Source organism: Enterococcus sp. ZQ21 (assembly GCF_030053755.1).
Classification (GTDB): Bacteria; Bacillota; Bacilli; order Lactobacillales; family Enterococcaceae; genus Enterococcus_B; species Enterococcus_B lactis.
In genome coordinates, this window is the sequence record NZ_CP125658.1 from 1,034,134 (window position 1) to 1,059,323 (window position 25,190).

The window sequence follows — 25,190 nt, forward strand, 5'->3', positions numbered from 1 at the left end:
ATAATAACGGAATATTATCATCGAAACAGCTAACAAAATTGTCATAAAAAACGAGATGGTTGATATTAGAACTTGTATTTTTGTTTAGGTCTAGAGATAAAGAGATACAATTTCCAAATATATGTAATGAATACAAAAAGACGTCTGTCGCGGATCACCGTTACAAACGTCTTTTATTGATTTTCCGAGATCTCATCAGTCGCCATTTGGAATGGGTCACTCCTTATCTAGATTCATTTAATGCTCGGACTGCTTGTTCAATTGTAATACCAAACGCAACGTTATTTTCGTTTTGTGCATCAATCGCCATAAAACGGTTAGAAGTTGTATCAAAGGCTACGCGGTATTGCATATTTGTTTTTGTAAACGTCATAAAATTCATCTCCTTTGTAATGTAATTCAGTTCTTGAAAGTTTCCTTTAAAATTTCGAACCTATAACAAGTTTAGCATCGTCCGTTTTTTCATGCAATTAAAAAGCATTTATCACTTTTCTTGTTTACTTTTTCTTAAATCAATTAGCTGTTTTCTTTCAAGCCAATAAGTAGTCCAACCATCAACGTTACAAAGACTATTGCTTGGATATAGATCATATGCTCACCCCCTGTAAATAATTTAGCAGGATAATGAAAAGAACACACGAACAACATAGGAATATAAACAAACGTTTTTGTCACAACATCTAGAATTATGATAAGAAAATAGTTATCTAAAAAGTAAAAAATAAATCAAATAAAAAATAAAAAAGCAAAATAAAACGTTTTCAAATGGAGGGAGATTTGTTATTATAAAATAAAGAAAAACAAAGAAAAGAGGGAATGAAATGGTAAAAGCGGAAGTAGGAAGAACTTATATATGCAAACCGATCGGCGTATCTCACGAACTAATCGGCTGTATTGAACGTACATATAACAACACGGCTGTCGTGTATGTTGAAAGTTATGACCAACGAGACCATCCAATCATCCATGAAAGCAAGTACCGCATGCTCGTAAAATTCTGTGATATTAGTGCACCTGCTGAATTGGTTTCTTAAACAGTATTTTTGAGAATTCGCAAGAACTCCCTTATAATATAAATAAAGACAGAAGGGAGCGAGAAGATATGCCAAAAAGAAAAAGTTCAGGGAAAATGGGAATTATTCTTGCAGTGATCTCTGCAATTCCTGCTATTTTATCTATTGTTCGTGCGATGAAGGAATCAAGAGAAAGTTAAGGACACGTTATGAATGTCAAACAAAAAACGCATATACCTGCGGTAACAGGTTATGCGTTTTTTGTTGTATAAAGGCTTATTTCATCAACTATTTTTGATTAGCCAACACCCAAAACAAAATTTAGTAGCTTGTCTGAATAAGTGATTTCTTCATCTGTTTGTTTCACACTTTCATTTAGTAGTCCCATCTCATCGGTTATGATACCATCCACACCATAAAACATCATGCGACTCATAGCATCTGAATCGTTGATTGTCCATACATATACTTTTTTTCCATCTTGATGGGCAGAATTAATGAAGTTACGATTGATCGTACTATACTCCATTGTCAAAAAATCAGCAGGCGTTACGGGTGGTCCAACGATATTGAAAGGCAAGATATAGCCCACATAAAAGTTTGGTTCTGCTTCTTTTAAATCAGAAACAGTTTGATACGTCAAACTTTGCAAAATATGATGATTCTCTAAGATCGCTTTGCGGTATTTCTGAACAAATCGTTCGACCAGGTCATCCGAATCTTTTTTAGAGGTCTTGATCTCAATAAGTAATTTTTGGTTCAATTCATGCGCTTTTTCTAAATAAGAATCAAAAGAACACACAGGGGCTTGGAACCCATTTTCAGTAACCGTAAGATTTGTCAATTCTTTCAATGTCAAATCCTGTGGTGTTTGATTTACCCCTGTTAAGTGGCGAAGATTTGCATCATGCATCACTACGAAACGGCCATCTTTTGTTTCCTGTACATCCATCTCTATATAATCAGGACGATAGTCTCTGCTTGTTTTTTCAAGTGCTTCTAAAGTATTTTGCGCCCCATTTTGCGTACTTACACCTCTGTGAGATACAGTCACTGGGTTTGTCTGAACTGCCGAAGTCAGATAATCCATATTGTAAAGACAAACGCCAATACCGAAAAAAACTGCAAAAAGGGTCAAACCAGTGTTTTTCAGCGCAGATAAACGCACGTTGGGTGTTTGAGGCGTAAACCACTTGGGAATCTCTGGTAAGAAACCTTCGTCATCCATGAAATCAACGATGATATAAAAAATTCCTACAGTAGACATCACGATATTGAATAATAAAATTCCTTGTAAAAGCGTCATCGCAAATACAGCGCTGATCAATGCGTAATTCGGGAAAAATTCTTCAACAACACTTTGTGCCAAGATAACAACGATATATCCCAAAGAAGAAAGAAGTAAAATCGTACCGCCAATCACGATAAATTGCCCCATGATGGCAAAAAGACGTGATTTGGTCAGCAACCAGCTTTCTCGGATGGATGCTCGAAAAGGTCGATCTCGTAAAATCATTTCAGGTAAAGCGAAAATCAAACGAATCCCAATATAGCCAAGAAAAATGTAAACGAGTAAAAAGGAACTGACGACGATCCAGCGGTTAGCAAAAATAAAATCCATGATAAAAGCAGGAATTTTTATTTTTGACAGTAAATCAGAATTGAAACTTAACCCGCTGATCGGTAGAATCAATAAAAAATAAGCAAGAAAAAACAAAAAAGTAATAGGTCTCACTTTTTTCAGTTGAAGTATCGTCAAGTGCAAGAGCTGCTTTAAAGAAACCGGTTCTTTCTTTTTAATAAAAAAGACGCTCATCAAAAGAAATGCAAATTCGAAATAAACCAATAGTAAAATCGTCAGTAAAACGGCGATTAACGACAGCAGAACTCCAGGATGCTGAGAGAAAATCAAAGGAATATTGTCATAAGACAAATAGTCAATTGCTCCTCGGTGCAAAATAAAACGAGTCGTACTGCTCAATAAGGGTAAACAAATAAATAAAATAAAGCCATGCATCAGCAAGACATCACGGAAATAAGCTTGTGTCCCTTTCAAAAAATCCCACGCGTTGCCTAAGCTACGTTTCAAATAATACATCCTATCACCTACTTTCACATTGTAGCGCAAATCCAATGAAAAAGGAAAGGGCGCAATGTATCTTGCAGACCCTTTCCCAGAATTAACATTGGTAATCAATCAATAACTGATTTTGCAAAATAAATATTAACCAAGCAGACCACTTAGATATTGTCCTCCATAAATCAAAGCCATACTGTATAAGAAAATCGATAGTGGTTTAGCAATCAAAATAATCAGTGTATATCGTTTCACTGAAATGTTTGTCAATCCAGCCATCAAACATAACGCATCATCCGGAGCAACCGGAAGAAAAATAGCTAGAGCAAACAGCTTTTCAAAGCGGTTTTGATTGTCTAACCAGCCAATATATTTGTTATAGGTCTTATCGCTGATCATGGAAAGAATGAATGGTTTTCCGTAACGTCGTCCTAGAAGAAAGATAATAATCGAACCAATACAGATTCCAACATAGTTGTAAATAAAGCCAGCATAAGGACCAAATATCAGGACGCCCGCTGCAGTGCTGATTCCTCCAGGAATAATTGGAATAACCACTTGCAAGATTTGGATGAAGATAAAAATGACCGGACCTAGAATGATCGAATCACCTACTAATCCTCTTAAAGCATTCAAATCTTTGAAAACACCTAAATTAATAAAATAAATCGTCAGCGCGATTGATAGACCTAATCCGATAATGGAAATGAAATTTATCAGTTTTCGAGAGGCAGCAATATTCATTATTCATCAACTCCTTAGAGGTTCTTTGATATCTATACTTTACTAGAAAAGCAACTGTCTGCGCCACTTTTTAAGATGACAGAAAACAAACAATTTTGTAAGTTCATCATACGTTCATTATAAGTATAAAAGAATAATCTCAAAAAAACATCCAACTAAAGACTTATTTAATATCTTGTTTTTTCAAAAATCGCGAATTGTAAAATTAAGTTAGAAAAATAAAAAGGCATTTATGGTACACTCAAATTGTATTTCCGACGAAAGAAAACAAAGGAGTGTAACCATAAATGACCTACAAACATCTTACCATAGACGAACTGACAATGATAGAATCATATTATCTTCAACATAATAAGCCGGTTGAAATCGCTAACCGAATGGGACGTGCTATACAAACTATTTATAATGTAGTCAATAAGTTCAAGCAAGGCAAGACTGCTCTTGATTATTGGCACCAGTATAAAGAAAATAAGAAAAAATGTGGGAGAAAAGTCATTCAATTACCTGCTCATGAAGTAGATTACATTAAAGAGAAAGTCACTCTTGGTTGGACGCCTGACGTCATTATCGGGCGAAAAGAAAGGCCTGTTTCATGCGGTATGAGAACACTTTATCGTTTATTTTCTAAAGGAATATTTGATATTGACACACTACCGATGAAAGGTAAAAGAAAACCCAATGGCCATCAGGAAAAACGGGGAAAACAACAGTATCAGCGCTCAATCCATGATCGACCTGATAATTATCCTGATTTCAATTCTGAGTTTGGTCACCTTGAAGGTGATACGATCGTTGGCATTCATCATAAAAGTGCCGTCATTACTTTAGTTGAAAGATTATCTAAAGTCATTATCACGATTAAACCCAACGGCCGTAAGGCATTAGATATTGAAACTGCCCTTAATCAATGGTTTTCTCGCTTCCCTAAAAACTTCTTTAAATCTATTACGTTTGACTGTGGAAAAGAATTTTCTAACTGGAAAGCCATTAGTAACCAACATGATATTGATATATATTTTGCGGACCCTGGAACACCTTCTCAACGCCCATTAAACGAGAATTCTAACGGGATTCTGCGTCGTAATGGACTGCCGAAATCAATGGATTTTAGAGAAGTGAATCAGACATTTATTTCCAGTGTCAGCAATCAACGTAATCATATTCCAAGAAAATCATTGAATTACAGAACACCAATCGAAATATTTTTGAGCTATGTACAAGAAGCATTTTATTCTAGCTTAATTTGACAAATCATAAATAGAAAAAAGATAGAAAACGTTAACAATTATGCTTGGAAAGCATACTGATGGAATAAACTAAGCATTGGACAGGTTAAAAAATGGGGCTTAAAATAAAATGCGAAGAAACAATAGATAATGATGTAATTAAGAACAATGTTCGAATCACCTAGCAATCACGAACGGAGGAAATAAAAAAATGGCAGAAAAACAAACCGCAGGAAGAGATCAATTGGGGGAGTTTGCACCAAAATTTGCAGAATTGAATGACGATGTTTTATTTGGACAAGTATGGTCAAGAAAAGAATTATCTCCTCATCAGCGTAGTATCATCACCCTATCTGCTTTGATCTCAGGAGGGAATTTTGAACAATTGCCAGCTCATCTGAAAATTGGCAAGCAAAATGGCATTACTAGTGAAGAAATAGCAGAAATCATTACCCATTTAGCTTTTTATGTAGGGTGGCCAAAAGCTTGGTCGGCTTTTAGTTTAGCAAAAGAAATCTATCTAGAAGAAAATAGAGAAGATAAGAAAGAGGCGTAAATGATGACAAAACACGAAGAAATACAAAAAGGCGTGATTTTTCCAGCAGGTAAAAAAAACGAAGCATACGCTCAAGTATTTACCGGACAAAGCTATCTGAATATGTTAGTAAACGATCCCGAAGTTTCTGTTGGTGTAGGGAATGTAACTTTTGAACCAGGCTGTCGCAATCACTGGCATGTCCATACAGACGGCTATCAAATCTTACTTGTGACCGGAGGAGAAGGCTGGTATCAGGAAGAAGGAAAGCCAGCAAGACGATTAATGGCTGGAGATGTCGTCGTAACGCACAAAGGGATCAAACATTGGCATGGTGCGACAAAAGACAGTTGGTTTGAACATTTGGCGATCACTGCTGGTAATTCAGAGTTTTTAGAACCTGTAACAGATGAACTATACAAAGGATTGGAAAATCAATAATATCAAGCTTAGAACAGCTCCTAAAAGTAGATTTTTAATCGAACTTTCAGGAGCTGTTTTAGGTGGATGAAGCTGTTTTGTAAAATAGGTTAATAATAGGGGCGAGGAGAAGCACGCCGGAAAATCTTGATATTGATAATCGGCTGGGCATACATGATTTCCACATCGTCAATCAAACTACCTAGCAGATGATAATCTTCCCAATCATGTCGAGGATTACCTAATAGCTCCTGATAGTAGATTTCCATGCTAGGGTCTCGAGGATGGTTCAGCAAATCAGCAAGTACATCTAGATCTTCTGGCTGAGTTTCTGTTGTGCCCTGTATTTCTATGAAAAGTCCCTCCTCAGCAAATTCTACGCCAATACGTATTTCAGTTATTTCGTGGGAATATAGATAAGTAAGAAGCTCATCGATGATTCTTTTTGATAATTCTTTTTCCAAGTGTCTTTTTTTCCTTTCTGACAGCGGTAAAGTTATCTAGTATCGGTACAAGGATGCCTGCAACGAATCCAGTTGAAAAACCACTGTTATATAAATTGAGTCCTTCGTGCAAAGTGCTGACGTTATGGACAAGAGCAATATGTAACATACCAGCTATTACACCGTAAAAACTGCCGTAAAAACCGCTTATGGGCGCGAGGCCTGTCCCAAACACAGCGGCAACGAGCATGCCGGTGCTGGTGATTTCATGAAATGTCCCAAACAAAGAAGCAAGAAAGATTCCGACTAGTATCGGAAAACTGTTTTTCAAATGACAACCAAAAGCACTGAAACCAACTGCAGATAAAATAGCACCGATGACAGGTCCATTTAACTTACCACCAACCAGCAAAACATAAGAAGAAAGCATTAGACCAACTAGCCCCATGTTGATCAAAGTAACACCGATACCAGAATTAGCAATGAAATCAGTTGTCAGTTTTCCAGAGGAATCGAAAATCTCTCGAATACCCGAAAGTCGAAAGGAATTATAATAGAAACCAAAACCGACTGTCAGCAAAAAAAAGCCGAAAATGATCCAGACGAGAGGGGAATGGTATTCATTGGAAACCAATGTATTCTCGACAATCGAGTAGCTGAACAATCGCAAAACAGCAGTAAAAGCCATGGCAATCAAGCCTGAGGTAAATCCAATATTATAAAGCGTGAACCCGCGATGGAAAACTAAAGTTTGAGCAGCCAATGGCGGAAGAAGAAGACCAATTGCTATACCGGCCAAATTGCCCAGCAGAACACCTACTAGCAAAGGAAAGCGCATACCGAAAGTAATGTAACTAACGACCGGCGACAATGCGCTGCCGAACAGTCCTATCATAATATACTGAGAAAAAGGTTTATTGACAAATACAGCATACAGGTATACACCTAAAATGATCGAGATCGAATTATAAAGGTTTTTGCCAAAAAAAGAAAAACCGGTAACTGTTAAAATCGAAGCGAATAAGGGGCCATTTAAAATCACCTTTTGCCGGTAAGCCAAAAGCACAGAAAGTAAGGTCAAGATCCCAACGTTTATAAATGCGCTTCCAAAACCACCCAAAGCAAAATAATCTGTCAGAAGATTGCTTGGCGAGGTAAGAATAGTCAGTAGTCCACTCCAATTAGCGGCAGGTGTACCAGAAACTAAGCCAATAAAAAGAAAAAAAGTACCTGTAAAACTAAGATAAAAATATTTTCTTTTCTGTGAAACGATTCTTTTTTGAGGATGAATATAAATAACGTCAGTTTCGTTTTCCATTACACACCTTCTTTTTCGTTTTCTTTAACTATAACTTGAAATGAAAGATTTGGTCAACTATCATTTAGGTTAAAACTAAAAATGTAAGGGAACCCAGTGAATTTAACCAAATTTTTTTAATTTTGCAAAAAAAGTTAAAGAAGACTGAGAAAAAAATTTAAAATATAACGTTTTGAGTAAAATGTTTGCAAAAAATACTAAAAATAGGGTACAATAAAACAACATATACTGCAGTAAAGAAGTGGGGGAGTTTTAATGAGAAGAAAAGTCTATACCAAGGATCAAATTCTAAAAGCTGCTTATGATGTTGTTGCAAAGGAAGGGTTTAAAGGATTTACTGCGAGAAACATTGCGAAAAAGATGGGGATTTCGACTCAGCCAATTTATCTGGAATTCAAAAACATGGAAGATTTGAAAAATACGTTATTGGATTCAATCTTTGAACAACTAAAAGAAGATGTTTTCCCTATTGAGCGCACGGGTGATAAAATCATTGATCTCGGTTTGAACTATATCTACTTTGCAAAGAAACATCATAGTCTTTACATGGCATTGTACATTGATGAACATGGGGACGGAAAGAAAATGCATGATTTTTCTTACAACTATTTCCGTGAAATAGTCAAAGAAGATGAAAGATACAATCAATTATCGGATGATTATATCGATGCCTTGCATACTGGTACATTGGTAGCGGTGACTGGCTTAGCATCATTGATGTCATCAAACATCATGCATCCAACAGAAGAACAAATCATCGCACTGATCAAACGGACAATTGACTCGATTTTAGCATTAGATAATCCTGAAACAATCAGATAGTGTTCTATCATTATGAATTTGACCGGTAAGTCCGTTGGCTGTAAACTGTCAATGGACTTTTTTTGTAAAAAAACGGTTTCTGTTATTTATCTGTTAGAAATAGGCTTGACATTTCGTGGAAAAAGTTTAAAAATAGTACTTACGGAAGGTTGGCAGAGTGGTAATGCACCGGACTCGAAATCCGGCGAGCCGCAGTAATGTGGTGCACGGGTTCAAATCCCGTACCTTCCTTATATATCAACGATTAGACACGATTTCGATCGTGTCTTTTTTGTTGTATGTTTAGCCCAAAATATTTTTTGATTTCCTCTGAGTACGATCTTTCATACATGCTAGGAAATAAATCTCCTTGGACTTTTCTTTTGATATAAAAATACCAGATGTAAGATAAAAGTGTAAAAACGATTTGGTTTAGGGGGAAAGCGATGTGCATCGCGATCACTTATGCAACGAAAGACCATTCTTTTGGAAGGAACTTTGATTATGAGATTTCTTATAATGAAGTAGTTACTATCATTCCAAGAAATCATAATTTCAATTCAACTATGTCGATGAGCGAATGAAGAGCTCTCTTTGGCTGCATATTTTCTTATATAGTCATAATTAGACACGATCTTTCGGTCGTGTCTTTTTGTCTGGAGGCTATTTTTTGAACAGCATCCACTAATATTTTTTTAACACGAAGAGAATAAGATAGCCTCAAAAAAGAAAACATGGTAAATTAGATATCGGGACTTTATTTTCTGTAAAAACAGAAACTTTCATCTTTTGTTTTCACGTGACGAAACTGTAAGAGAGAAAATATTCGTCCGCTATTTATTCTATGTTAAGATGCATATGGATGAAATAAACAGTAATTTTATATTAGGATGTGAAAGTTAAATGTGCGGTATTGTAGGTTTTGTTAACGACAAGGACAACAAAAAAACAATTATTAATACAATGATGGATCGAATCGTTCACCGTGGACCTAATAGTTCAGGGGAATATATCGATAAACACGTTGCTTTAGGATTCAGAAGATTAAGTATTATTGACTTAGAGGGCGGTACTCAGCCTATTTACAATGAAGATCGGACAAAGATCATTATTTTTAATGGCGAAATCTATAATTATCAGCCTTTGAGAGAAGAATTGATTGCAGCTGGTCACGTTTTTCAAACACATGCAGATACAGAAGTCCTTTTGCATGGTTACGAAGAATGGGGAACAGAATTATTGCAAAAAATCCGCGGAATGTTTGCTTTTGCTATTTGGGATAATGAAAAAAATGAGTTATTCGGTGCGAGAGACCATTTTGGGATCAAACCATACTATTATGCAGAAATGAACGGAACATTTATGTTTGGTTCAGAAATCAAAAGTTTTTTGCCTCATCCTGATTTTAATAAAGAATTGAATAAAGAAGCATTGAAACCTTATATGACTTTCCAATATTCTCCATTGAACGGTGAAACCTTCTTCAAAGGTGTCTATCGTTTGCCTGAAGGCCATTATTATACGTATAAAGACGGAAAACTGGACATTCAACAATATTGGGATGCAGATTTTGAAACAAAAGAAACGCATTCCCGACAAGAATGGATCGAAAAAATCGACGAAACTGTTCAAGCTTCTATTGAAGCACACACAATCAGCGATGTAGAAGTTGGTTCTTTCTTATCCAGCGGGGTCGATTCCAGTTATGTAACCTCTGTATTGAAACCAGATCATTCTTTCTCAATCGGGTTTGATGATAAAACCTATAATGAAGCGATTGAAGCCAGAAAACTAACAGAATTATTGGACTTAGACAATACGGCAGCAGTGATCGACGGAGACATGTCTTTTAAAGCATTCCCATTGATTCAGTATCACTTAGATGAACCAGACTCAAATCCTTCTTGCGTGCCGTTGTACTTTTTAGCAAATCTCGCTTCACAAAGTGTACGGGTGGTTCAATCAGGAGAAGGGGCAGATGAACTATTTGCGGGATACCAAACGTATGGATTCCACACGAATTCAAAATTTATCCGTGTGATTGCGCAAGGACTGAAAAAATTGCCAAAAGGGACACGCTATAATCTAGGACGTAAAATCGGAAAAATGAAAAATTTCCATGGACGTATCCATTTATATGAATCACTTGCGCCAGCAAAAGAATATTTTATCGGGCATGCTCGAGTGTTCGAAGAATCAGAAGCATCAGAAGTGTTGACGCCAAAATATCAAACAGCGCCGTCTGTGAATGAGATCATGACTGTTCATTACGAGAAAACAGAAGGAATCAAAGATGAAGTCAATAAGATGCAATACGTCGATCTTCATCAATGGATGCCAAAAGATATTTTGTTGAAGGCAGATAAACTTTCTATGGCTAGTTCTCTAGAAGTCCGAGTACCTTTACTGGATATCGAAGTCATGAAATTGGCTCAACAAATACCAAGTAAGTTCTTGTTGAATCAAAACAACACAAAAGATATTTTCAGACAAGCTGCGAACAAACATCTTCCAGAAGAGTGGTCGAATCGGGTGAAATTAGGATTCCCTGTGCCAATCAAAGCTTGGTTGAAAGAAGAACACGGCTACGAACAAGTCAAAGCATTATTCGAAGCAGATTTTGCAAAAGAATTTTTTGATCAAGAAAAAATCATGAAGTTGCTAGATGACCATCACGAAGGACGTAAAGAAGAACAACGTAAAATCTGGACGATCTTCAGTTTCTTGACATGGTATAAAGTTTACTTTGTCGATGAAACGATTCCGCAAGCAGAAGCAATCGACTATGTGACTGTTTGATAAAAAAGAAACAACAATATGAGAAGAAGCATAGAAACATGTGAGATGATCTCCTTGTCTCTATGCTTCTTTTTAAGCGCTTAGTAACTGATTTCTTTTTCTTTTGTCCCATCTTTTTTATAGATGATCAAAGTTGATTGTTTGTTTTGAGCTACTTGCTTTCCTTTTTCGATTGCTTCTTTTTTTGTATCAAAATGGTTGCTTGCCTTTTTTGCCCCTTTAGATTTCACGATCCATTGTTCTTCCTCATATTCTACGATCACATCTGAATCAAGCAGTTTTCCGGCACGAGGATTCGTATCGTGTTCATCCGTCTTGCTTGGATTTTTTTCTTTTTCGAAGGTTCGTTTTTCTGATTCACTAGCATCTTCATCCCATTTTTTTGCTTGATCAATGGCAATTGGGATCGCACGGCTATCAGGGTACCCTTCATCCAACAGTGCATTTGCGATGTCGATTGCTTTTTTTCTTGTCAGTTTATCTAAGTTTTTCATTGATGCAGGAAAGTCCTTCATGTTCCATGGCATATTAATATCCCCCTTTATTAAAAAACATAATCTATATAAACAAGTGTAAGGGTATTTATACAAAAAGAAAAAGATTTTGTTTGAGAAGTAAAACCGTTGTATTTATCGTCAAGTAGTTTTACTTAACAAAATCGTGAAAAACACTAGCAATCTAGAAAAAATCATGGTAAGATAATCAAGTCTGAGAGTCATCTTAGAGGATTCTTGTAAAAATGGGAGGGAAAAACATGCGCGTAAACATCACTTTAGAGTGTACTTCTTGTAAAGAACGTAACTACCTAACAAGCAAAAACAAACGTAACAATCCTGATCGTTTGGAAAAACAAAAATATTGCCCACGCGAACGCAAAGTTACTTTGCACCGTGAAACAAAATAATGTTTTTAAAGTTCTCAATTCCTTGCTGGTCAAAGAATTGAGACTTTTTTTATCTCAAACCATCTAAAATCATAAGGAGCGGATGATATGTTTATTTCAATGTGGGCACAAGATAGAAATGGTCTGATCGGCAAAAATGGATTGCTACCGTGGCGATTGCCAAATGACATGCGTTTTTTTCGTGAACATACAATGGATCGAATCTTAGTGATGGGAAGAAAGACCTATGAAGGAATGGGCGATCTCTCACTTCCTTATCGCCATATCATCGTGTTGACAACGCAACCGAACTTTCGCACGAAAGAAAATGCAGAAGTGATGCATTCAATCGATGAACTTTTGGCGTATAGTCAAACAATCTCAGAAGATATCTATGTTTCGGGTGGCAGTCGGATTTTTCAAGAACTTCTTCCTTACACCGGTCGAATCTGGCGGACATTGATTGATAGCACGTTTGAAGGAGATACGTATATTGGGGATATCGATTTTTCAGAGTTCACTCTTATAGAGGAATACGAGGGAATAACGGATCAGGAAAATTTATATGCCCATCGTTTTCAAAAATGGGAAAGAGTAAAAAATAGGGTTGTTTCAAAAGAAGAATAATATCTGGTATTCAGTTTTTAATAATAAAAAAGCATCTCACGAATGAACGTGAAGATGCTTTTTTAGTTAAAATCAGTTTAGCTTTTCTTTGATATCATTGACTATTTCCTGACTGGCAATAGGTCCGTTATATAGCCAGCTAGATTCAGGGCCGAATTGCAGTACGTGATCGTCCTTCACTGCTTTGAGATTTTTCCAGCTTGGTTCATTGAACATAGCGGCATCTTTATCACTGTTTACAAGAATGATGTAATCAGCATCTAATTCAGCTAGTTTTTCCGAAGAAACAGCAGACCAGTCAGAAGTGGCTTCTTTGGACACTTCTTCTACTAAATCAGGCACACCAAATTTTAGATCGTCATATACGATTCTACCGCTTGACCGATTTTTGCTGACCATGAAGGCGGAGTTATTGGTCACCCATAACACTGCAGCTGTCTTGTTCTCAATTTTATCTGCTAATTCTTCGCGAGTGCTCTTGACGGATTTTTGATAATCGGAAATGACTTTTTCTGCTTCTTTTTCTTTTGCTAAAGCCTTGCCGACATCTTTTAGTTGTTCTTCCCATGTGACGTCTGTTCCGTTTTTTACGACATAAGTTGGCGCGATTTTACTATAATGCTCGTATTTCCCACCTTCGACAGTAGCGGAAGAAGAAATCAACAGCAAGTCAGGTTCGAAGCTTAATACTTTCTCATAAGGAAGATCATAAGAAATAGTTGGAACATCTTTCAAATCATCTTGCAGATAATCTTGGATAGAACCACTGCCCACTGTCCATTGGGCGATAGGTTTTTCTCCTAGGGAAATCAGATAGTCTTCTAAGTAACTGCCGATGATCCGTTTAGGTGCGTTTGGAATGTCGACTTTATGTCCAAGCGTATCTGTGACTGTATGCGTGCTGGTGGATGAAGTCGTCGAATTGGTAGGTGTAGCTGTTTCTTTATCTGAAGAGGGGGAGCAAGCGCTCAATACTCCAGCCAACAGCAATATGCTAGATAATGTGAATACTTTTGTTTTTAAGTTCATTTCTTTCCTCCTGACATAATTGAGAATCTTTCTCATTGGTTATTATTCCTGATATTTCGAATGCTGTCAACCGCTTCATTTAGCTATAGATATGAAAGTAGCGCTTGACGAAATAGTGAAACAGCGTCATAATTGAGAATGATTTTCAGCGAAAGGATGGGTGAAATGACGAGACTAAGGGCAGCTGATATTGCAGCCGGCTACGAAAATAAAAAAATTATTGAAAACATGTCTGTTACGATTCCTGAAGGGAAAATCACGAGCTTGATTGGACCAAACGGAAGTGGAAAATCTACTTTATTGAAAAGCTTTACCCGCATAATACCTGTGAAATCAGGAAAGATCATTGTCAATGATTCTGATATATCTACATACAGTTCAAAAGAACTTGCAAAAAAAATTGCTTTATTAGCACAAACTAGTGAACATCCTATAGGTATGACAGTAGAAGAAGTAGTATCTTACGGACGATATCCCTATCAAAAACTGTTTAGCGGTATGGATGTACAAGATCATGAAGCAATCGAGTGGGCTTTGGATGCAACAGGTTTGTCTGGATATCGCACGCGAGATATCGCAACGTTGTCTGGTGGACAAACCCAGCGTGTCTGGATCGCTATGGCACTTGCTCAGGAAACCGATATCTTGATCTTAGACGAGCCGACGACGTTTTTAGATCCGTCACACCAATTAGAGATCCTACAGTTATTGACTCAAATCAATCAAATAAAACAAACAACGATCTTGATGTCGATCCATGACATTAATCTTGCTTCACGTTTTTCTGATTATTTACTAGGAATGAAAAACGGTGAATTGATCACGGAAGGTACACCTGAAGAAGTGATCACAAAAGAGTGTATGAAAAAAATATTTGAGATTGATGCAACGATCGTCACACTACCAAAAACGAATAAACCAGTTTTTCTGACGTATGATCTGTTGCCAAAAGAGCAGGAGGATCAACTATGAAGGCTAGGAAAAAAAACAAACTCTTGCTTTTGATCTGTTTTGTTCTTTTGATCATTTTTTTTATTGCTCTTTCAAATGGCGCAGCGAGTGTGGGAAAAATAGCCTTTTGGCAGGCGTTGGTTGATTTTGATGGATCAAAACAAAGTCATCAAATCATAAGAAACATTCGTTTGCCTCGGGTTGCAGGGGCATTTCTCGTAGGGAGTTGTTTTGCATTGAGCGGTGCATTGATGCAAGGAGTGACAAGAAATCCTTTAGCAGATTCAGGTTTACTAGGAATCAACGCTGGTGCTTCGTTGGCAATGGCTCTTAGTTTTGCTTTTTGGCCCAAAGCTTCTGGCTTTTCTGTGTTTCTGGTGTCATTGGCAGGTTCTTTTGCTGTGACTTTACTCGTATTTGGCTTTTTGCAGTTTTCGAAAATGGGCATGAATCCTTTACAGCTGATTTTAGCTGGCGTAGCTATTAGTTCTTTTTTTACTGCAATCAGTCAAGCACTTACCCAATTTTTTAATCTACAGCAGGATCTTGCTTTTTGGTTTGTAGGTGGAGCTGCCAATATCACATGGAAACAATTAACAGTGTTGTTCCCTGTATATGTGCTTGCTGTCTTGGTTTCTTTTTCATTAGGAAAAGCGATATCCTTGATTAGTTTGAGTGAAACCCATGCATTAGCTCTTGGAGGTCATCCTAAACGAACACGGTTGATTGTTTTCTGTCTAGTTGCAGTGTTAGCAGCCATTGCCGTTTCGTTAGTCGGACCTGTTTCATTTATTGGGCTGTTGGTTCCGCCGATTGTTCGCGGAATGGTTGGGACAGACTATCGTTATGTCCTACCTGTCTCTTTTTTAGTTGGAGGCGGACTGGTCATGTTGGCGGATTTTGCAGCAAGGATGATCAATCCACCTTTTGAAACACCTTTTGGATTAGTCATCGCATTGATTGGCGTTCCGTTTTTACTGATACAAGTAAGGAGGGAACAACGGTGAAAAGAATATATTGGACGTTGTATTTCTTGCTTTTTCTACTTATCGTCTTGTCTGTAGGTAGTTTGATGATTGGCACGCCTTTTATTTATCTTGATCAGCTTTTTGACACGTTCATAGGGAAAGGCTCCTCTTCTTTGGCGCTGATTGTTGGAGAGTTTCGTGTTCCTCGATTACTGATCAGTTTATTAGCAGGTGCTTGTCTTGGTGTCTCTGGTTATGTCTTGCAAGGAGTGACGAGAAATGAATTGGCAGATTCTAGCATATTGGGGATCAATGCGGGAGCTGGATTTCTAGTGATGCTTTATTTAGGTTTCTTTTCACAATATTCTCTGCCGTTTCTGTTGCTAGTCGTAGCCTTTATAGGTGGTATTCTCGCTGCTTGCTGTGTCTATCTTGCGGCCTATGATCGAAATGGATTTTTAGGGATGAATCGTATTTTATTGTCTGGTATTGCCGTTAATGCGGGTCTTTCTGCATTAACGTTGTTGTGCACCATCCAATTGTCAAAGGAAAATTATGGATTTGTCAATGCATGGTTGGCGGGATCGATTTGGGGTGCGAGCTGGTCCTATGTTTGGGCGCTTCTTCCATGGGCGATTATCTTGATTCCGCTAGGAGGATTTTATGCGCAGCGGATTGGCTTGCTATCATTTGGTCAAGAACGCGCGCAAGGATTAGGGCTAAATGTGGCTAAAAGTCAAAAAATCCTTTTGTTGTTAGCTGTTGCTTTAGCAAGCGGTAGCGTAGCGGTGACAGGGAGTTTATCCTTTGTAGGACTACTGGCTCCTCATGCTGCGAAGCTAGTCGTACGTAAAGAAAATCACTGGACCTTTATTCTAAGCAGTTTGTTTGGTTCCGTTTTTGTACTTAGTGCAGATATTGTTGCACGAGTGATTCTGCCAAGTGGGGAAATACCGACAGGGATTTTGATTGCCTTTTTTGGTGCGCCATATTTTCTGTATGTATTGTTTATCAGACAAAAACACGTGCTGAGCGGTTGAAGTTCATTAAAAGGCAAGAAGGCCGATCATTGTTAGGTCTTCTTTTTCTTTTATTTATACATTTATTTGAAAGTTCGATTGCTATTTTTCTTTTTTTCCTATACCATTTTATGAGAGAAGGAAGGGTGATTTTTTGGAGCAAATGAAAGAAAAATTACGCCGACAAGGAATCGAAAAGCTGAAAAATCTGGCCAAAAGCGGTAAGAAAAAGGACAAAGAACAGCGAATCTATGAACAGCTATTCGCAAGCGAGTACTGGAAGTCGGCACAAGTGATAGGGACGACTTTGTCAAATGAATTTGAGCTGGATACACAGCGGATTATCCAACGGGCGAAAAAAGAACAAAAGAAGATAGTTGTTCCTAAAACTTTACCAAAACGTCAGATGGCGTTTTATGAAATGGATGAACACACCGTTTTTGAACGTTCGAGTTTTGGCGTTCTCGAGCCACAATCAGAGAAGCTTTATTTGCCGGAAATGATCGACCTCCTCATTGTACCAGGGATTATCTACAATAGAGCCGGTTATCGAATTGGTTTTGGCGGTGGTTATTACGACCGGTATTTAAAAAATTTCCATCGAAAAACATGCAGCCTCGTTTTTCGAGAACAATTGAATGAACAATGGCAACCGGAAAGTTTTGATCAGAAGATCCAACAATTATTTATTGACTAAAATGAAATGGGAGGTTTTCATGAATTATCAACAGCAAATAAAAATGCGTGCATGGTTGAGGCGACCGTTATGGACCTATGCTTTTTTGGGGATACAGACAATAGTCTTCATTATAATGGAGTTGTTTCCGCGTCTTGAAATTCCTTATTATACTGGAATGTATGGTCCTTATCTTGTTCACTTCAATGAATGGTGGCGCTTAGTGACACCAATCTTCATCCATTTTGGAGTGATGCATTTCGTCATGAACTCACTGATATTGTATTTTATGGGGCAACAAATCGAGGCAATATACGGTCACTGGCGTTTTTTCCTGATCTATATGTTCAGCGGGATAATGGGAAATACAGCAAGTTTTGCTTTCAACGAAGCGAATGTTTTGTCTGGTGGTGCAAGCACTTCGATATTCGGATTGTTTGGTGCGTTGTTTATTTTAGGATTTCATTTTAAATATAATACGGCGATCCAACAACTAGTCAGACATTTTCTTTTATTTATTGCGATGACATTTGTTTTTGGTCTTCTTGACACCTCTGTAGATGTTTGGGGACATCTCGGCGGACTGGTGGGCGGTTTAGTATTAGGGAACATTTTAGGGCTACCGAAACAGCAGACAAGCTATTCGATACACCAGAAGATTCTTTCTACACTAGTTTTTGTATTTCTTTTTGTAATATGTATTTTACTGGGTTTAAAAAAATATGGTTTACTTGTATAATATGAAGGAAGTGCTTAAAGATGGAGAGCTTATATGATGTACAGCAGCTGTTCAAAAAATTTGGCATCTTTATCTATGTGGGTGCACGCATCTATGATATTGAATTGATGACTATTGAATTGCGGAATCTGTATGATAGCCGTTTGATCGATCATGATACATACATGACAGCGTGGCGCATATTAAAAAGAGAGCACCGAATTGAAGAAAGCCGAAAGAAAGGAAATTTGTAATGGACAAGAAAATTATTGGGATTGATTTAGGTGGAACAACAGCAAAATTTGCAATTTTAACACCAGAAGGAGAGATTCAACAAAAATGGAGCATCGATACCAATATTTTGGATGATGGCAAACATATCGTTCCTGAAATCATCGAATCAATCAACCATCGATTGAATTTATATAATATGAAAGCCGAAGACTTTATTGGAATCGGTATGGGTACTCCAGGAAGCGTGGACAGTGACGCTGGAACAGTTATTGGTGCATATAACTTGAACTGGACAGAAGTACAATTTGTGAAAAAACTGATTGAAGCAGGGACAGGAATCAAATTCGCTATCGATAATGATGCGAATGTGGCTGCTTTAGGTGAACGATGGAAAGGTGCTGGAGAAAACGATCCAGACGTTGTATTCGTTACTCTAGGAACAGGTGTTGGCGGTGGTATCGTTGCTGGCGGGAATTTGATCCATGGCGTGAGCGGAGCAGGCGGAGAGATCGGCCATATCACTGTGGATCCTGAAGGGTTCGAATGTACTTGCGGTAAACGCGGATGTTTAGAAACTGTATCTAGCGCTACTGGTGTGGTACGTCTAGGACGTTACCTGGCAGAAGAATACGCAGGAGATTCAAAACTGAAAGCAATGTTAGATAACGGTGAAGAAGTAACAAGTAAAGATATCTTTGAAATGGCTCAAGAAGACGATCCGTTTGCATTGATGGTTGTTGATCGCGTATGCTTCTATTTAGGCTTAGCTTGCGCAAACTTGGGGAATACATTGAATCCGTCAAGTATTGTGTTAGGCGGCGGAGTATCGGCGGCAGGAGAATTTTTACGCAGCCGTGTAGAGAAATATTTTAAAGAATTCACTTTCCCGCAAGTAAGAGAATCAACAAAAATCAAATTAGCAGAGCTTGGAAATGAAGCTGGTGTCATTGGCGCTGCCTCATTAGCCTTGAAATTTGCTTAAAAAAACGGAGGCATTACATGGTTTTATGGGTAATTAATATCATTTTGCTATTGATTGTGCTTGCAATCATCTTTTGGGAAGTCTATCTACGAGTAATGGCCAAGCGTTCAGCAACGACTTTGACAGAAGAAGAGTTTCGAGAAGGAATGAGAAAAGCACAAGTAATCGATGTTCGCGAAAAAGATGTGTTTGATGCAGGGCATATCTTAGGTGCAAGAAACATCCCTTACACTGTTTTGAAAGATTCACTAGGATCGATTCGAAAAGACCAACCTGTCTATATCTACGATCAAAAGAAAAGCTTGAGTATCCGTACGGCAAATAAATTACGTAAAGCAGGTTATAAAGAGATTTATTTGCTTAAGGGTGGTTATGACGGCTGGTCTGGAAAAATCAAAAGCAAAAAAGTATAAAGCATATATTTTTATGACAGCTTTGGAAAAACTAGATCAATAATCAGGTATTGACTAAGAAAAAATGAACGACGCGAGGGATAGTTGTGTCGTTCATTTTTTATTTTGTGCTATTATCTACATATAAAATATAAAAGAAAAAAGGCAGAAAGAAGGAAACAACTATGATCAAATTAAAGCGTGTTTACCTTGATGCTGAAGAAGAGGATGGCTTTCGGATACTCGTGGATAGGCTCTGGCCACGAGGGATTTCAAAAGAAAAAGCACACTTAGATCTATGGTTGAAAGAAATTGCGCCTAGTAATGAAGCACGCAAAGCTTTTGACCACGTACCAGAACGTTTTGCTTTATTTGCAAAGAAATATCAGCAAGAATTGTCTTTTGAAGAAGAAAAGACGCGAGCTGTTTCCGAACTCATCCAACTTATGAAAGAACATCCAGTCATTACTTTCGTTTATGGTGCAAAAAACGAGCACCAGAACCATGCCGTTGTGTTAAAAGAATTTATCGAAAAGGAGGTGTACAAATGAAAATAGGGATCATTGGTGCCGGACCTAGAGGATTAAGTGTAGCAGAAAGGATTCTGTATAATAATCAGGGCAGACATTCTCTTGAACTTATTCTTTTTGATCCAGAAGGTCCAGGCGGTCGAGTTTGGCGGTTGAATCAGCCGCCAGAATTATTAATGAACTCTGTTTCTCAACAAGTGACGCTTTTTACAGACGAGACGTTGTCCAGTGGGGGAACGGTAATGCCGGGACCTAATTTGTTTCAATGGAGTAAAGGACCTGCTACAGATTATATCGAACAGACGGTAACCAAAAATAAGCAACTATTTATAGAAGAAATTAACCGTCTAGAAAAAGATCAGCAATCTACTCGTTGCCTATACGGGCTTTATCAACGCTGGTTTTTCTCAAAGTTGCAAGAAGAATTTCCAGCTTCTACTCAGCTTGTCTATTCTTTAGTGAAAAAGGTCAGCAAAGAAAAAGACGGTTTCCTATTACAGACAGATCACCAAAGCTATCCTGTCGATCAGCTCATTTTAGCGAGTGGTCATTGGGAAAATGATCAGACAGAGGAGGAAAGAGCCTGGGTAGACTATGCAAAGAAAAATGATTTACTGTATCAGCTTCCTTCTAATCCTGCAGATGTCGATCTTTCAAAGATACCGCCAAAAGAAAATGTCTTTCTAAGAGGGCTTGGTTTAAGCTTTTTCGATTATGTCGGATTGTTTACGGTATCAAGAGGAGGGCACTTCGAAAACAAAAAGGGAAAACTGGTCTATCATCCATCTGACAAGGAACCGATTGTATACAGCGGGTCAAGAAGAGGTCTGCCTTACTATCCTCGAGGGAGAAATCAAAAGCAAGGCGGAGCAATGGCATGGCCACGGCTACTTACAAAAGAGAACCTTGAGCAATGGCATCGATCGGGACTTTTGACTGGCGAAACATTTTTTGACTATCTGAAAAAAGACGCTGAGTTGTTTTATTACAAGAAAATCATCGAAGAACATCACTTGCCGATTTCAAGGAAAACTTTTGAGCATGATTTTCTTTCCCTCTCTTCAGAAGAGTGTCTTGGAAAGTATCCAGCATTACTTCCTTACAAATGGTCTTGGTCGTGGCTAGAAACTCCTCTTACCTATCAGGATGAGTCCTTTGCAGAAGCTAGCCGAGCATTTATTGAAGGGCAGATAAAAGAAGCGGAAAAAGGCAATTGCACAGGGGCATTGACTTCGACATTTGATGCATTGAAAGACTGGCGTGATCCAATCCGGCAGGCTATTGAATGGCACGTTTTTTCTGCTAAGGAATACAAAGAAATACTGTGGGGGTGGTTTACTCATCTAAACAGCTTTTTAACGATTGGTCCGCCAGTTATTCGGACGAAAGAGTTAGCAGCACTGATAGATGCAGGTATTTTTCATTTGATCGAACCGCCACTTGATATTCAGCAAAAGCAAAACCGTTATGTTATTTCTCTACAAGATAAAGAAATCAGCAGTCGCTATTTGATCGAAGCTCGTTTGCCACAAACAAGCTTTTCTCATTCAAGTAATCCTGTCATAAAAAATTTGAAGGAAAATAAACTTGTTCGCCCTTTTTCGTTTTCAGATAATACAGGAAGTTATCATTCAGAAGCTATAGATGTTGAGAGAGGTACGAATCGCGTGATTGATGCTTCCGGGAAAATCCAGTCTGGCTTTTATTGCTATGGAATACCAGTTGAAGGTGTGGATTGGTTAACTGCAGCAGCAGCTAGACCTTATACAGATCCATGGAATTTGAGACAAGCAGATAAAATAGCACAACTTATATTGACTGACAAATAAAAATACGCATGATGACTTATCTGTTCTTTCACAAGTCTTCATGCGTATTTTTTAAATAATTATTAACGAGAAACGCGTTTGCGCATTGCTTTTTTACGATTTTCTTCGATCATTGCTTCTTTTTCGTCAATCGGATCGATCACTGTTTTTTTCACAGAAGCGACCAAACCAGCAACGGCAGCGGCTGTTGCCAAGCTACCTACTAATATTCCAGATACAAATTTTTTCATTGAATCCACCTCATTTATTATTTGTTATATCTATTATGGAACAAAAGAGAAAAAAAGGCTAGTTTTACGTTTGTTTGTAAACCTTTGCAAAAAATCCTTGAAAATGTTTACTAAATGTTTTATTATAAATTTACCAGATAAATTTACGAAATTTTACTTTCTTCTTTTCTACCATAAAGTAGACTTCGTTTTTTAAATTATATAGAATCAACAAACACAATTTCACTAATCAAAGGAGTGTTTTTTATGACAATTTTAGTACTAGGCGGAGCCGGCTATATCGGTTCGCACGCTGTAGACCAGCTAGTTCAAAAGGGGTATCAAGTCGCTGTGGTAGATAATTTACTCACAGGTCACAAACAAGCAGTACATCCAGATGCTCATTTTTATGAAGGAGATATTCGGGATAAAGAATTTCTACGTTCCGTATTTGAAAAGGAACCGATTGAAGGAGTAATCCATTTTGCTGCAAGCTCTTTAGTAGGAGAATCTGTCGAAAAACCATTGATGTATTTCAACAACAACGTATACGGTATGCAAATCTTACTTGAAGTCATGCACGAGTTCAACGTCAATAAAATCGTATTCTCTTCTACTGCAGCAACTTATGGAGAGCCGAAAGAGTCTCCAATCACGGAAAATACACCAACTAATCCTAAAAATCCGTATGGTGAAAGCAAATTGATGATGGAAAAAATGATGAAGTGGTGTGATCAAGCGTATGGCATGCGCTATGTCGCTTTGCGCTACTTCAATGTAGCCGGAGCAAAAGCAGATGCATCTATCGGAGAAGATCATACACCAGAAACGCATCTTGTCCCAATCATTTTACAAGTAGCTCTTGGTCAAAGAAAAGCATTGGCTGTTTATGGAGACGATTACGATACACCAGACGGAACATGTATTAGAGATTATGTTCAAGTAGAAGACTTGATTGCCGCACATATTTTAGCTTTGGAATACTTGAAAGAAGGAAACGAAAGCAACTTCTTCAATTTAGGCAGTAATAAAGGGTATTCGGTCAAGGAAATGTTAGAAGCAGCGAGAGAAGTGACAGGGAAAGAAATCCCGGCAGAAATAGCACCAAGAAGAGCTGGAGATCCTAGCCGATTAGTCGCTTCAAGTGAAAAAGCGAGAGAGATTCTGGGCTGGAAACCTGAATACACAGATATCAAAGAAATTATCAAAACAGCATGGGATTGGCATGTCAGCCATCCAAATGGTTATGAAGAATAGGGGAATGAGATATGTCAATCAGTCAAACGATTTGTGATTTTGCCACACTTGCGATCGAAGCTGGCGGATGGATGGAAATGGACCGCTTATATTTACAGAATCGTCTTTTAGGGATGGTAGGAGAAGACGCTCTAGAAAGCGTCGAAGTAAGACCAGTTAAGGAAGAATCAGTAGACTTATTGGATCAGCTTGTCGCTAAGGCAAGAGAAAATGGTGTTCTTTCAGAATTACCAGCAGAACAAGAGATTTTTGAAGCACAATTGATGGATTTTCTTACACCGCCGCCTTCCGTTGTCAATGCATTCTTTGCACAGCATTATTCGAAAAGTCCAGAGGAAGCAACTGATTATTTCTTTGATTTAAGTAAGAAAAATGATTACATCAAAACAAGAGCCATCGCTAAAAATATCAAATTTCCAGCAGAGTCAGCATATGGTGAATTGGAAATCACGATCAATTTATCTAAACCAGAAAAAGATCCAAAACAAATTGCGGCAGAACGCGAGGCAGCCAAAGTAGATTATCCTACATGCATGTTGTGTATGGAAAATGAAGGATATAGAGGACGCTTGAATTATCCAGCCCGCACCAATCATCGAATCATTCGAATGAATCTAGATGGTGAAAGCTGGGGATTCCAATATTCTCCTTATGCTTATTACAATGAGCATTCGATCATTTTATCAGAGCAGCACCGTCCAATGAAAATTTCAAAGGAAACATTTGTTAGACTGCTTCGGATTACTGAAGTCTTGCCTCATTACTTTGTTGGTTCAAATGCTGACTTGCCGATTGTTGGAGGATCGATTCTTTCTCATGATCATTATCAGGCAGGACGTCATGAATTTCCTATGGCAAAAGCACCGATAGAAAAACTCATCAAATTAGCAGATTATCCGCAAGTCATCGCAGGAGTTGTGAAATGGCCGATGTCTGTGATCCGTTTGCAATCAACAGATAAAGAGTTGCTGATTGAAGCAGCTAATTCAGTGTTGGAAAAGTGGAAAGGATATTCGGATGAAACTGTAGAAATCCGGGCTTTTTCAGCAGATGGTACACCACACCACACGATTACGCCAATTGCACGAAGAAGGGACAATTACTTTGAGCTGGATCTTGTCCTTCGAGACAATAATGTTTCAGATGAGCATCCTGATGGTATTTTTCATCCGCATAAAGATGTCCAACATATCAAGAAAGAGAACATTGGATTGATCGAAGTAATGGGACTTGCTGTTTTACCACCTCGTTTGAAACCGGAACTAGCAGAAGTAGAGCGGTTCTTATTGGGAGAAGAAAACCAGATGGCTGAATATCATCGTCCATGGGCAGAACAGTTGAAAAAAGAGCATCCTGATTTGACGAAAGACGCGGTCACTGATGTTGTACAAAAAGCTGTAGGCCAGGTTTTTGCTCGTGTCTTGGAAGATGCTGGGGTGTTCAAGCGAGATGAAAAAGGACAAGCAGCGTTGGAGCGGTTTACTGCGATTTTATAAACGGAAAAAAGGAG

28 protein-coding genes, 1 tRNA gene and 1 pseudogene are annotated in these 25,190 nt (G+C 38.0%); 22 read left to right on the top strand and 8 right to left on the bottom strand.

What is annotated here, in order from left to right:
• Positions 1-223 precede the first annotated feature (223 nt).
• Positions 224-373 carry a hypothetical protein gene (locus QK255_RS05030; RefSeq protein WP_002293931.1) on the bottom strand — a complete coding sequence of 50 codons (150 nt, stop codon included), beginning with the start codon at positions 371-373 and terminating at the stop codon, positions 224-226.
• A 448-nt stretch (positions 374-821) separates the two neighbouring features.
• On the opposite strand from QK255_RS05030, the gene QK255_RS05035 reads away from it, so the two are divergent.
• Entirely contained in the window at positions 822-1,034 is a 213-nt protein-coding gene (locus QK255_RS05035) for a hypothetical protein (protein WP_002329372.1), read from the top strand.
• A 277-nt stretch (positions 1,035-1,311) separates the two neighbouring features.
• Here QK255_RS05035 and QK255_RS05040 read toward each other — a convergent pair whose 3' ends face one another.
• Both QK255_RS05040 and QK255_RS05045 read right to left on the bottom strand, forming a co-directional pair.
• Complete coding sequence (locus QK255_RS05040) at positions 1,312-3,111, bottom strand: glycerophosphoryl diester phosphodiesterase membrane domain-containing protein (RefSeq protein WP_002329370.1); 1,800 nt, start codon at positions 3,109-3,111, stop codon at positions 1,312-1,314.
• Between the two features lie 126 nt (positions 3,112-3,237).
• Positions 3,238-3,834: a TVP38/TMEM64 family protein gene (locus QK255_RS05045; RefSeq protein WP_002329369.1), complete on the bottom strand. Its 597-nt coding sequence runs from the start codon at positions 3,832-3,834 to the stop codon at positions 3,238-3,240.
• Between the two features lie 287 nt (positions 3,835-4,121).
• Here QK255_RS05045 and QK255_RS05050 point away from each other — a divergent pair, with 287 nt between their 5' ends.
• The 3 genes from QK255_RS05050 to QK255_RS05060 all read left to right on the top strand — a co-directional run bounded on the left by QK255_RS05050 (position 4,122) and on the right by QK255_RS05060 (position 6,036).
• Positions 4,122-5,081: an IS30-like element IS6770 family transposase gene (locus tag QK255_RS05050; protein WP_002293280.1), complete on the top strand. Its 960-nt coding sequence runs from the start codon at positions 4,122-4,124 to the stop codon at positions 5,079-5,081.
• A gap of 190 nt (positions 5,082-5,271) precedes the next feature.
• Positions 5,272-5,616: a carboxymuconolactone decarboxylase family protein gene (locus tag QK255_RS05055; protein WP_002329368.1), complete on the top strand. Its 345-nt coding sequence runs from the start codon at positions 5,272-5,274 to the stop codon at positions 5,614-5,616.
• Positions 5,617-6,036, top strand: a complete 420-nt coding sequence (locus QK255_RS05060) for a cupin domain-containing protein (RefSeq protein WP_002329367.1) — start codon at positions 5,617-5,619, stop codon at positions 6,034-6,036.
• A gap of 89 nt (positions 6,037-6,125) precedes the next feature.
• Here the strand turns inward: QK255_RS05060 and QK255_RS05065 are convergent, their stop codons facing one another.
• Complete coding sequence (locus tag QK255_RS05065) at positions 6,126-6,479, bottom strand: hypothetical protein (RefSeq protein WP_002335822.1); 354 nt, start codon at positions 6,477-6,479, stop codon at positions 6,126-6,128.
• Positions 6,445-7,776: a DUF1576 domain-containing protein gene (locus QK255_RS05070; protein ID WP_002342104.1), complete on the bottom strand. Its 1,332-nt coding sequence runs from the start codon at positions 7,774-7,776 to the stop codon at positions 6,445-6,447. The genes QK255_RS05065 and QK255_RS05070 overlap by 35 nt, the downstream gene beginning before the upstream one ends.
• A gap of 255 nt (positions 7,777-8,031) precedes the next feature.
• On the opposite strand from QK255_RS05070, the gene QK255_RS05075 reads away from it, so the two are divergent.
• The 4 genes and pseudogenes from QK255_RS05075 to asnB all read left to right on the top strand — a co-directional run bounded on the left by QK255_RS05075 (position 8,032) and on the right by asnB (position 11,376).
• Entirely contained in the window at positions 8,032-8,598 is a 567-nt protein-coding gene (locus QK255_RS05075; RefSeq protein ID WP_002329364.1) for a TetR/AcrR family transcriptional regulator, read from the top strand.
• Positions 8,599-8,741: 143 nt separating this feature from the next.
• Positions 8,742-8,829: transfer RNA gene (locus QK255_RS05080), tRNA-Ser, on the top strand.
• A gap of 194 nt (positions 8,830-9,023) precedes the next feature.
• Positions 9,024-9,137: pseudogene (locus tag QK255_RS05085) on the top strand (linear amide C-N hydrolase); the annotation flags it as partial.
• Between the two features lie 343 nt (positions 9,138-9,480).
• The gene (asnB, locus tag QK255_RS05090; protein ID WP_002335776.1) at positions 9,481-11,376 is read left to right on the top strand and encodes an asparagine synthase (glutamine-hydrolyzing); all 1,896 of its coding nucleotides are present in this window, start codon (positions 9,481-9,483) and stop codon (positions 11,374-11,376) included.
• 80 nt (positions 11,377-11,456) lie between these two features.
• Here asnB and QK255_RS05095 read toward each other — a convergent pair whose 3' ends face one another.
• On the bottom strand, positions 11,457-11,903 hold the full coding sequence (locus tag QK255_RS05095; protein ID WP_002329361.1) for a DUF2188 domain-containing protein: 447 nt from the start codon (positions 11,901-11,903) through the stop codon (positions 11,457-11,459).
• A gap of 212 nt (positions 11,904-12,115) precedes the next feature.
• On the opposite strand from QK255_RS05095, the gene rpmG reads away from it, so the two are divergent.
• Both rpmG and QK255_RS05105 read left to right on the top strand, forming a co-directional pair.
• Positions 12,116-12,280, top strand: a complete 165-nt coding sequence (gene rpmG, locus QK255_RS05100) for a 50S ribosomal protein L33 (protein WP_002320810.1) — start codon at positions 12,116-12,118, stop codon at positions 12,278-12,280.
• 87 nt (positions 12,281-12,367) lie between these two features.
• Complete coding sequence (locus tag QK255_RS05105; RefSeq protein WP_002329360.1) at positions 12,368-12,886, top strand: dihydrofolate reductase; 519 nt, start codon at positions 12,368-12,370, stop codon at positions 12,884-12,886.
• A 72-nt stretch (positions 12,887-12,958) separates the two neighbouring features.
• Here the strand turns inward: QK255_RS05105 and QK255_RS05110 are convergent, their stop codons facing one another.
• Positions 12,959-13,915: an ABC transporter substrate-binding protein gene (locus tag QK255_RS05110; protein ID WP_002342153.1), complete on the bottom strand. Its 957-nt coding sequence runs from the start codon at positions 13,913-13,915 to the stop codon at positions 12,959-12,961.
• 165 nt (positions 13,916-14,080) lie between these two features.
• On the opposite strand from QK255_RS05110, the gene QK255_RS05115 reads away from it, so the two are divergent.
• The 10 genes from QK255_RS05115 to QK255_RS05160 all read left to right on the top strand — a co-directional run bounded on the left by QK255_RS05115 (position 14,081) and on the right by QK255_RS05160 (position 22,214).
• Entirely contained in the window at positions 14,081-14,887 is an 807-nt protein-coding gene (locus QK255_RS05115) for an ABC transporter ATP-binding protein (RefSeq protein WP_002329358.1), read from the top strand.
• Complete coding sequence (locus tag QK255_RS05120) at positions 14,884-15,873, top strand: FecCD family ABC transporter permease (RefSeq protein WP_002329357.1); 990 nt, start codon at positions 14,884-14,886, stop codon at positions 15,871-15,873. The genes QK255_RS05115 and QK255_RS05120 overlap by 4 nt, the downstream gene beginning before the upstream one ends.
• Positions 15,870-16,874 carry a FecCD family ABC transporter permease gene (locus QK255_RS05125; RefSeq protein WP_002329356.1) on the top strand — a complete coding sequence of 335 codons (1,005 nt, stop codon included), beginning with the start codon at positions 15,870-15,872 and terminating at the stop codon, positions 16,872-16,874. The genes QK255_RS05120 and QK255_RS05125 overlap by 4 nt, the downstream gene beginning before the upstream one ends.
• A gap of 142 nt (positions 16,875-17,016) precedes the next feature.
• Positions 17,017-17,550, top strand: coding sequence for a 5-formyltetrahydrofolate cyclo-ligase (locus QK255_RS05130; protein ID WP_002329355.1), 534 nt, complete (start codon positions 17,017-17,019; stop codon positions 17,548-17,550).
• A gap of 19 nt (positions 17,551-17,569) precedes the next feature.
• Complete coding sequence (locus tag QK255_RS05135; RefSeq protein ID WP_002314793.1) at positions 17,570-18,268, top strand: rhomboid family intramembrane serine protease; 699 nt, start codon at positions 17,570-17,572, stop codon at positions 18,266-18,268.
• Positions 18,269-18,288: 20 nt separating this feature from the next.
• A complete protein-coding gene (locus tag QK255_RS05140) occupies positions 18,289-18,501 on the top strand; it encodes a YqgQ family protein (RefSeq protein WP_002293902.1) in 213 nt (70 codons plus the stop codon).
• A complete protein-coding gene (locus QK255_RS05145; protein ID WP_002308870.1) occupies positions 18,501-19,463 on the top strand; it encodes an ROK family glucokinase in 963 nt (320 codons plus the stop codon). Before QK255_RS05140 ends, QK255_RS05145 begins: the two co-directional genes overlap by 1 nt.
• Positions 19,464-19,480: 17 nt before the next feature.
• The gene (locus QK255_RS05150; protein ID WP_002308872.1) at positions 19,481-19,876 is read left to right on the top strand and encodes a rhodanese-like domain-containing protein; all 396 of its coding nucleotides are present in this window, start codon (positions 19,481-19,483) and stop codon (positions 19,874-19,876) included.
• 164 nt (positions 19,877-20,040) lie between these two features.
• Positions 20,041-20,406 carry a DUF488 domain-containing protein gene (locus QK255_RS05155; RefSeq protein WP_002314794.1) on the top strand — a complete coding sequence of 122 codons (366 nt, stop codon included), beginning with the start codon at positions 20,041-20,043 and terminating at the stop codon, positions 20,404-20,406.
• The gene (locus QK255_RS05160; RefSeq protein WP_283341611.1) at positions 20,403-22,214 is read left to right on the top strand and encodes an FAD/NAD(P)-binding protein; all 1,812 of its coding nucleotides are present in this window, start codon (positions 20,403-20,405) and stop codon (positions 22,212-22,214) included. Before QK255_RS05155 ends, QK255_RS05160 begins: the two co-directional genes overlap by 4 nt.
• Positions 22,215-22,276: 62 nt before the next feature.
• Here the strand turns inward: QK255_RS05160 and QK255_RS05165 are convergent, their stop codons facing one another.
• Positions 22,277-22,444: a DUF3042 family protein gene (locus QK255_RS05165; RefSeq protein ID WP_002288457.1), complete on the bottom strand. Its 168-nt coding sequence runs from the start codon at positions 22,442-22,444 to the stop codon at positions 22,277-22,279.
• 246 nt (positions 22,445-22,690) lie between these two features.
• On the opposite strand from QK255_RS05165, the gene galE reads away from it, so the two are divergent.
• Positions 22,691-23,680, top strand: a complete 990-nt coding sequence (gene galE / locus QK255_RS05170) for a UDP-glucose 4-epimerase GalE (RefSeq protein ID WP_002329353.1) — start codon at positions 22,691-22,693, stop codon at positions 23,678-23,680.
• 11 nt (positions 23,681-23,691) lie between these two features.
• Positions 23,692-25,176, top strand: coding sequence for a UDP-glucose--hexose-1-phosphate uridylyltransferase (gene galT, locus QK255_RS05175; protein ID WP_002342154.1), 1,485 nt, complete (start codon positions 23,692-23,694; stop codon positions 25,174-25,176).
• Positions 25,177-25,190: the final 14 nt, after the last annotated feature.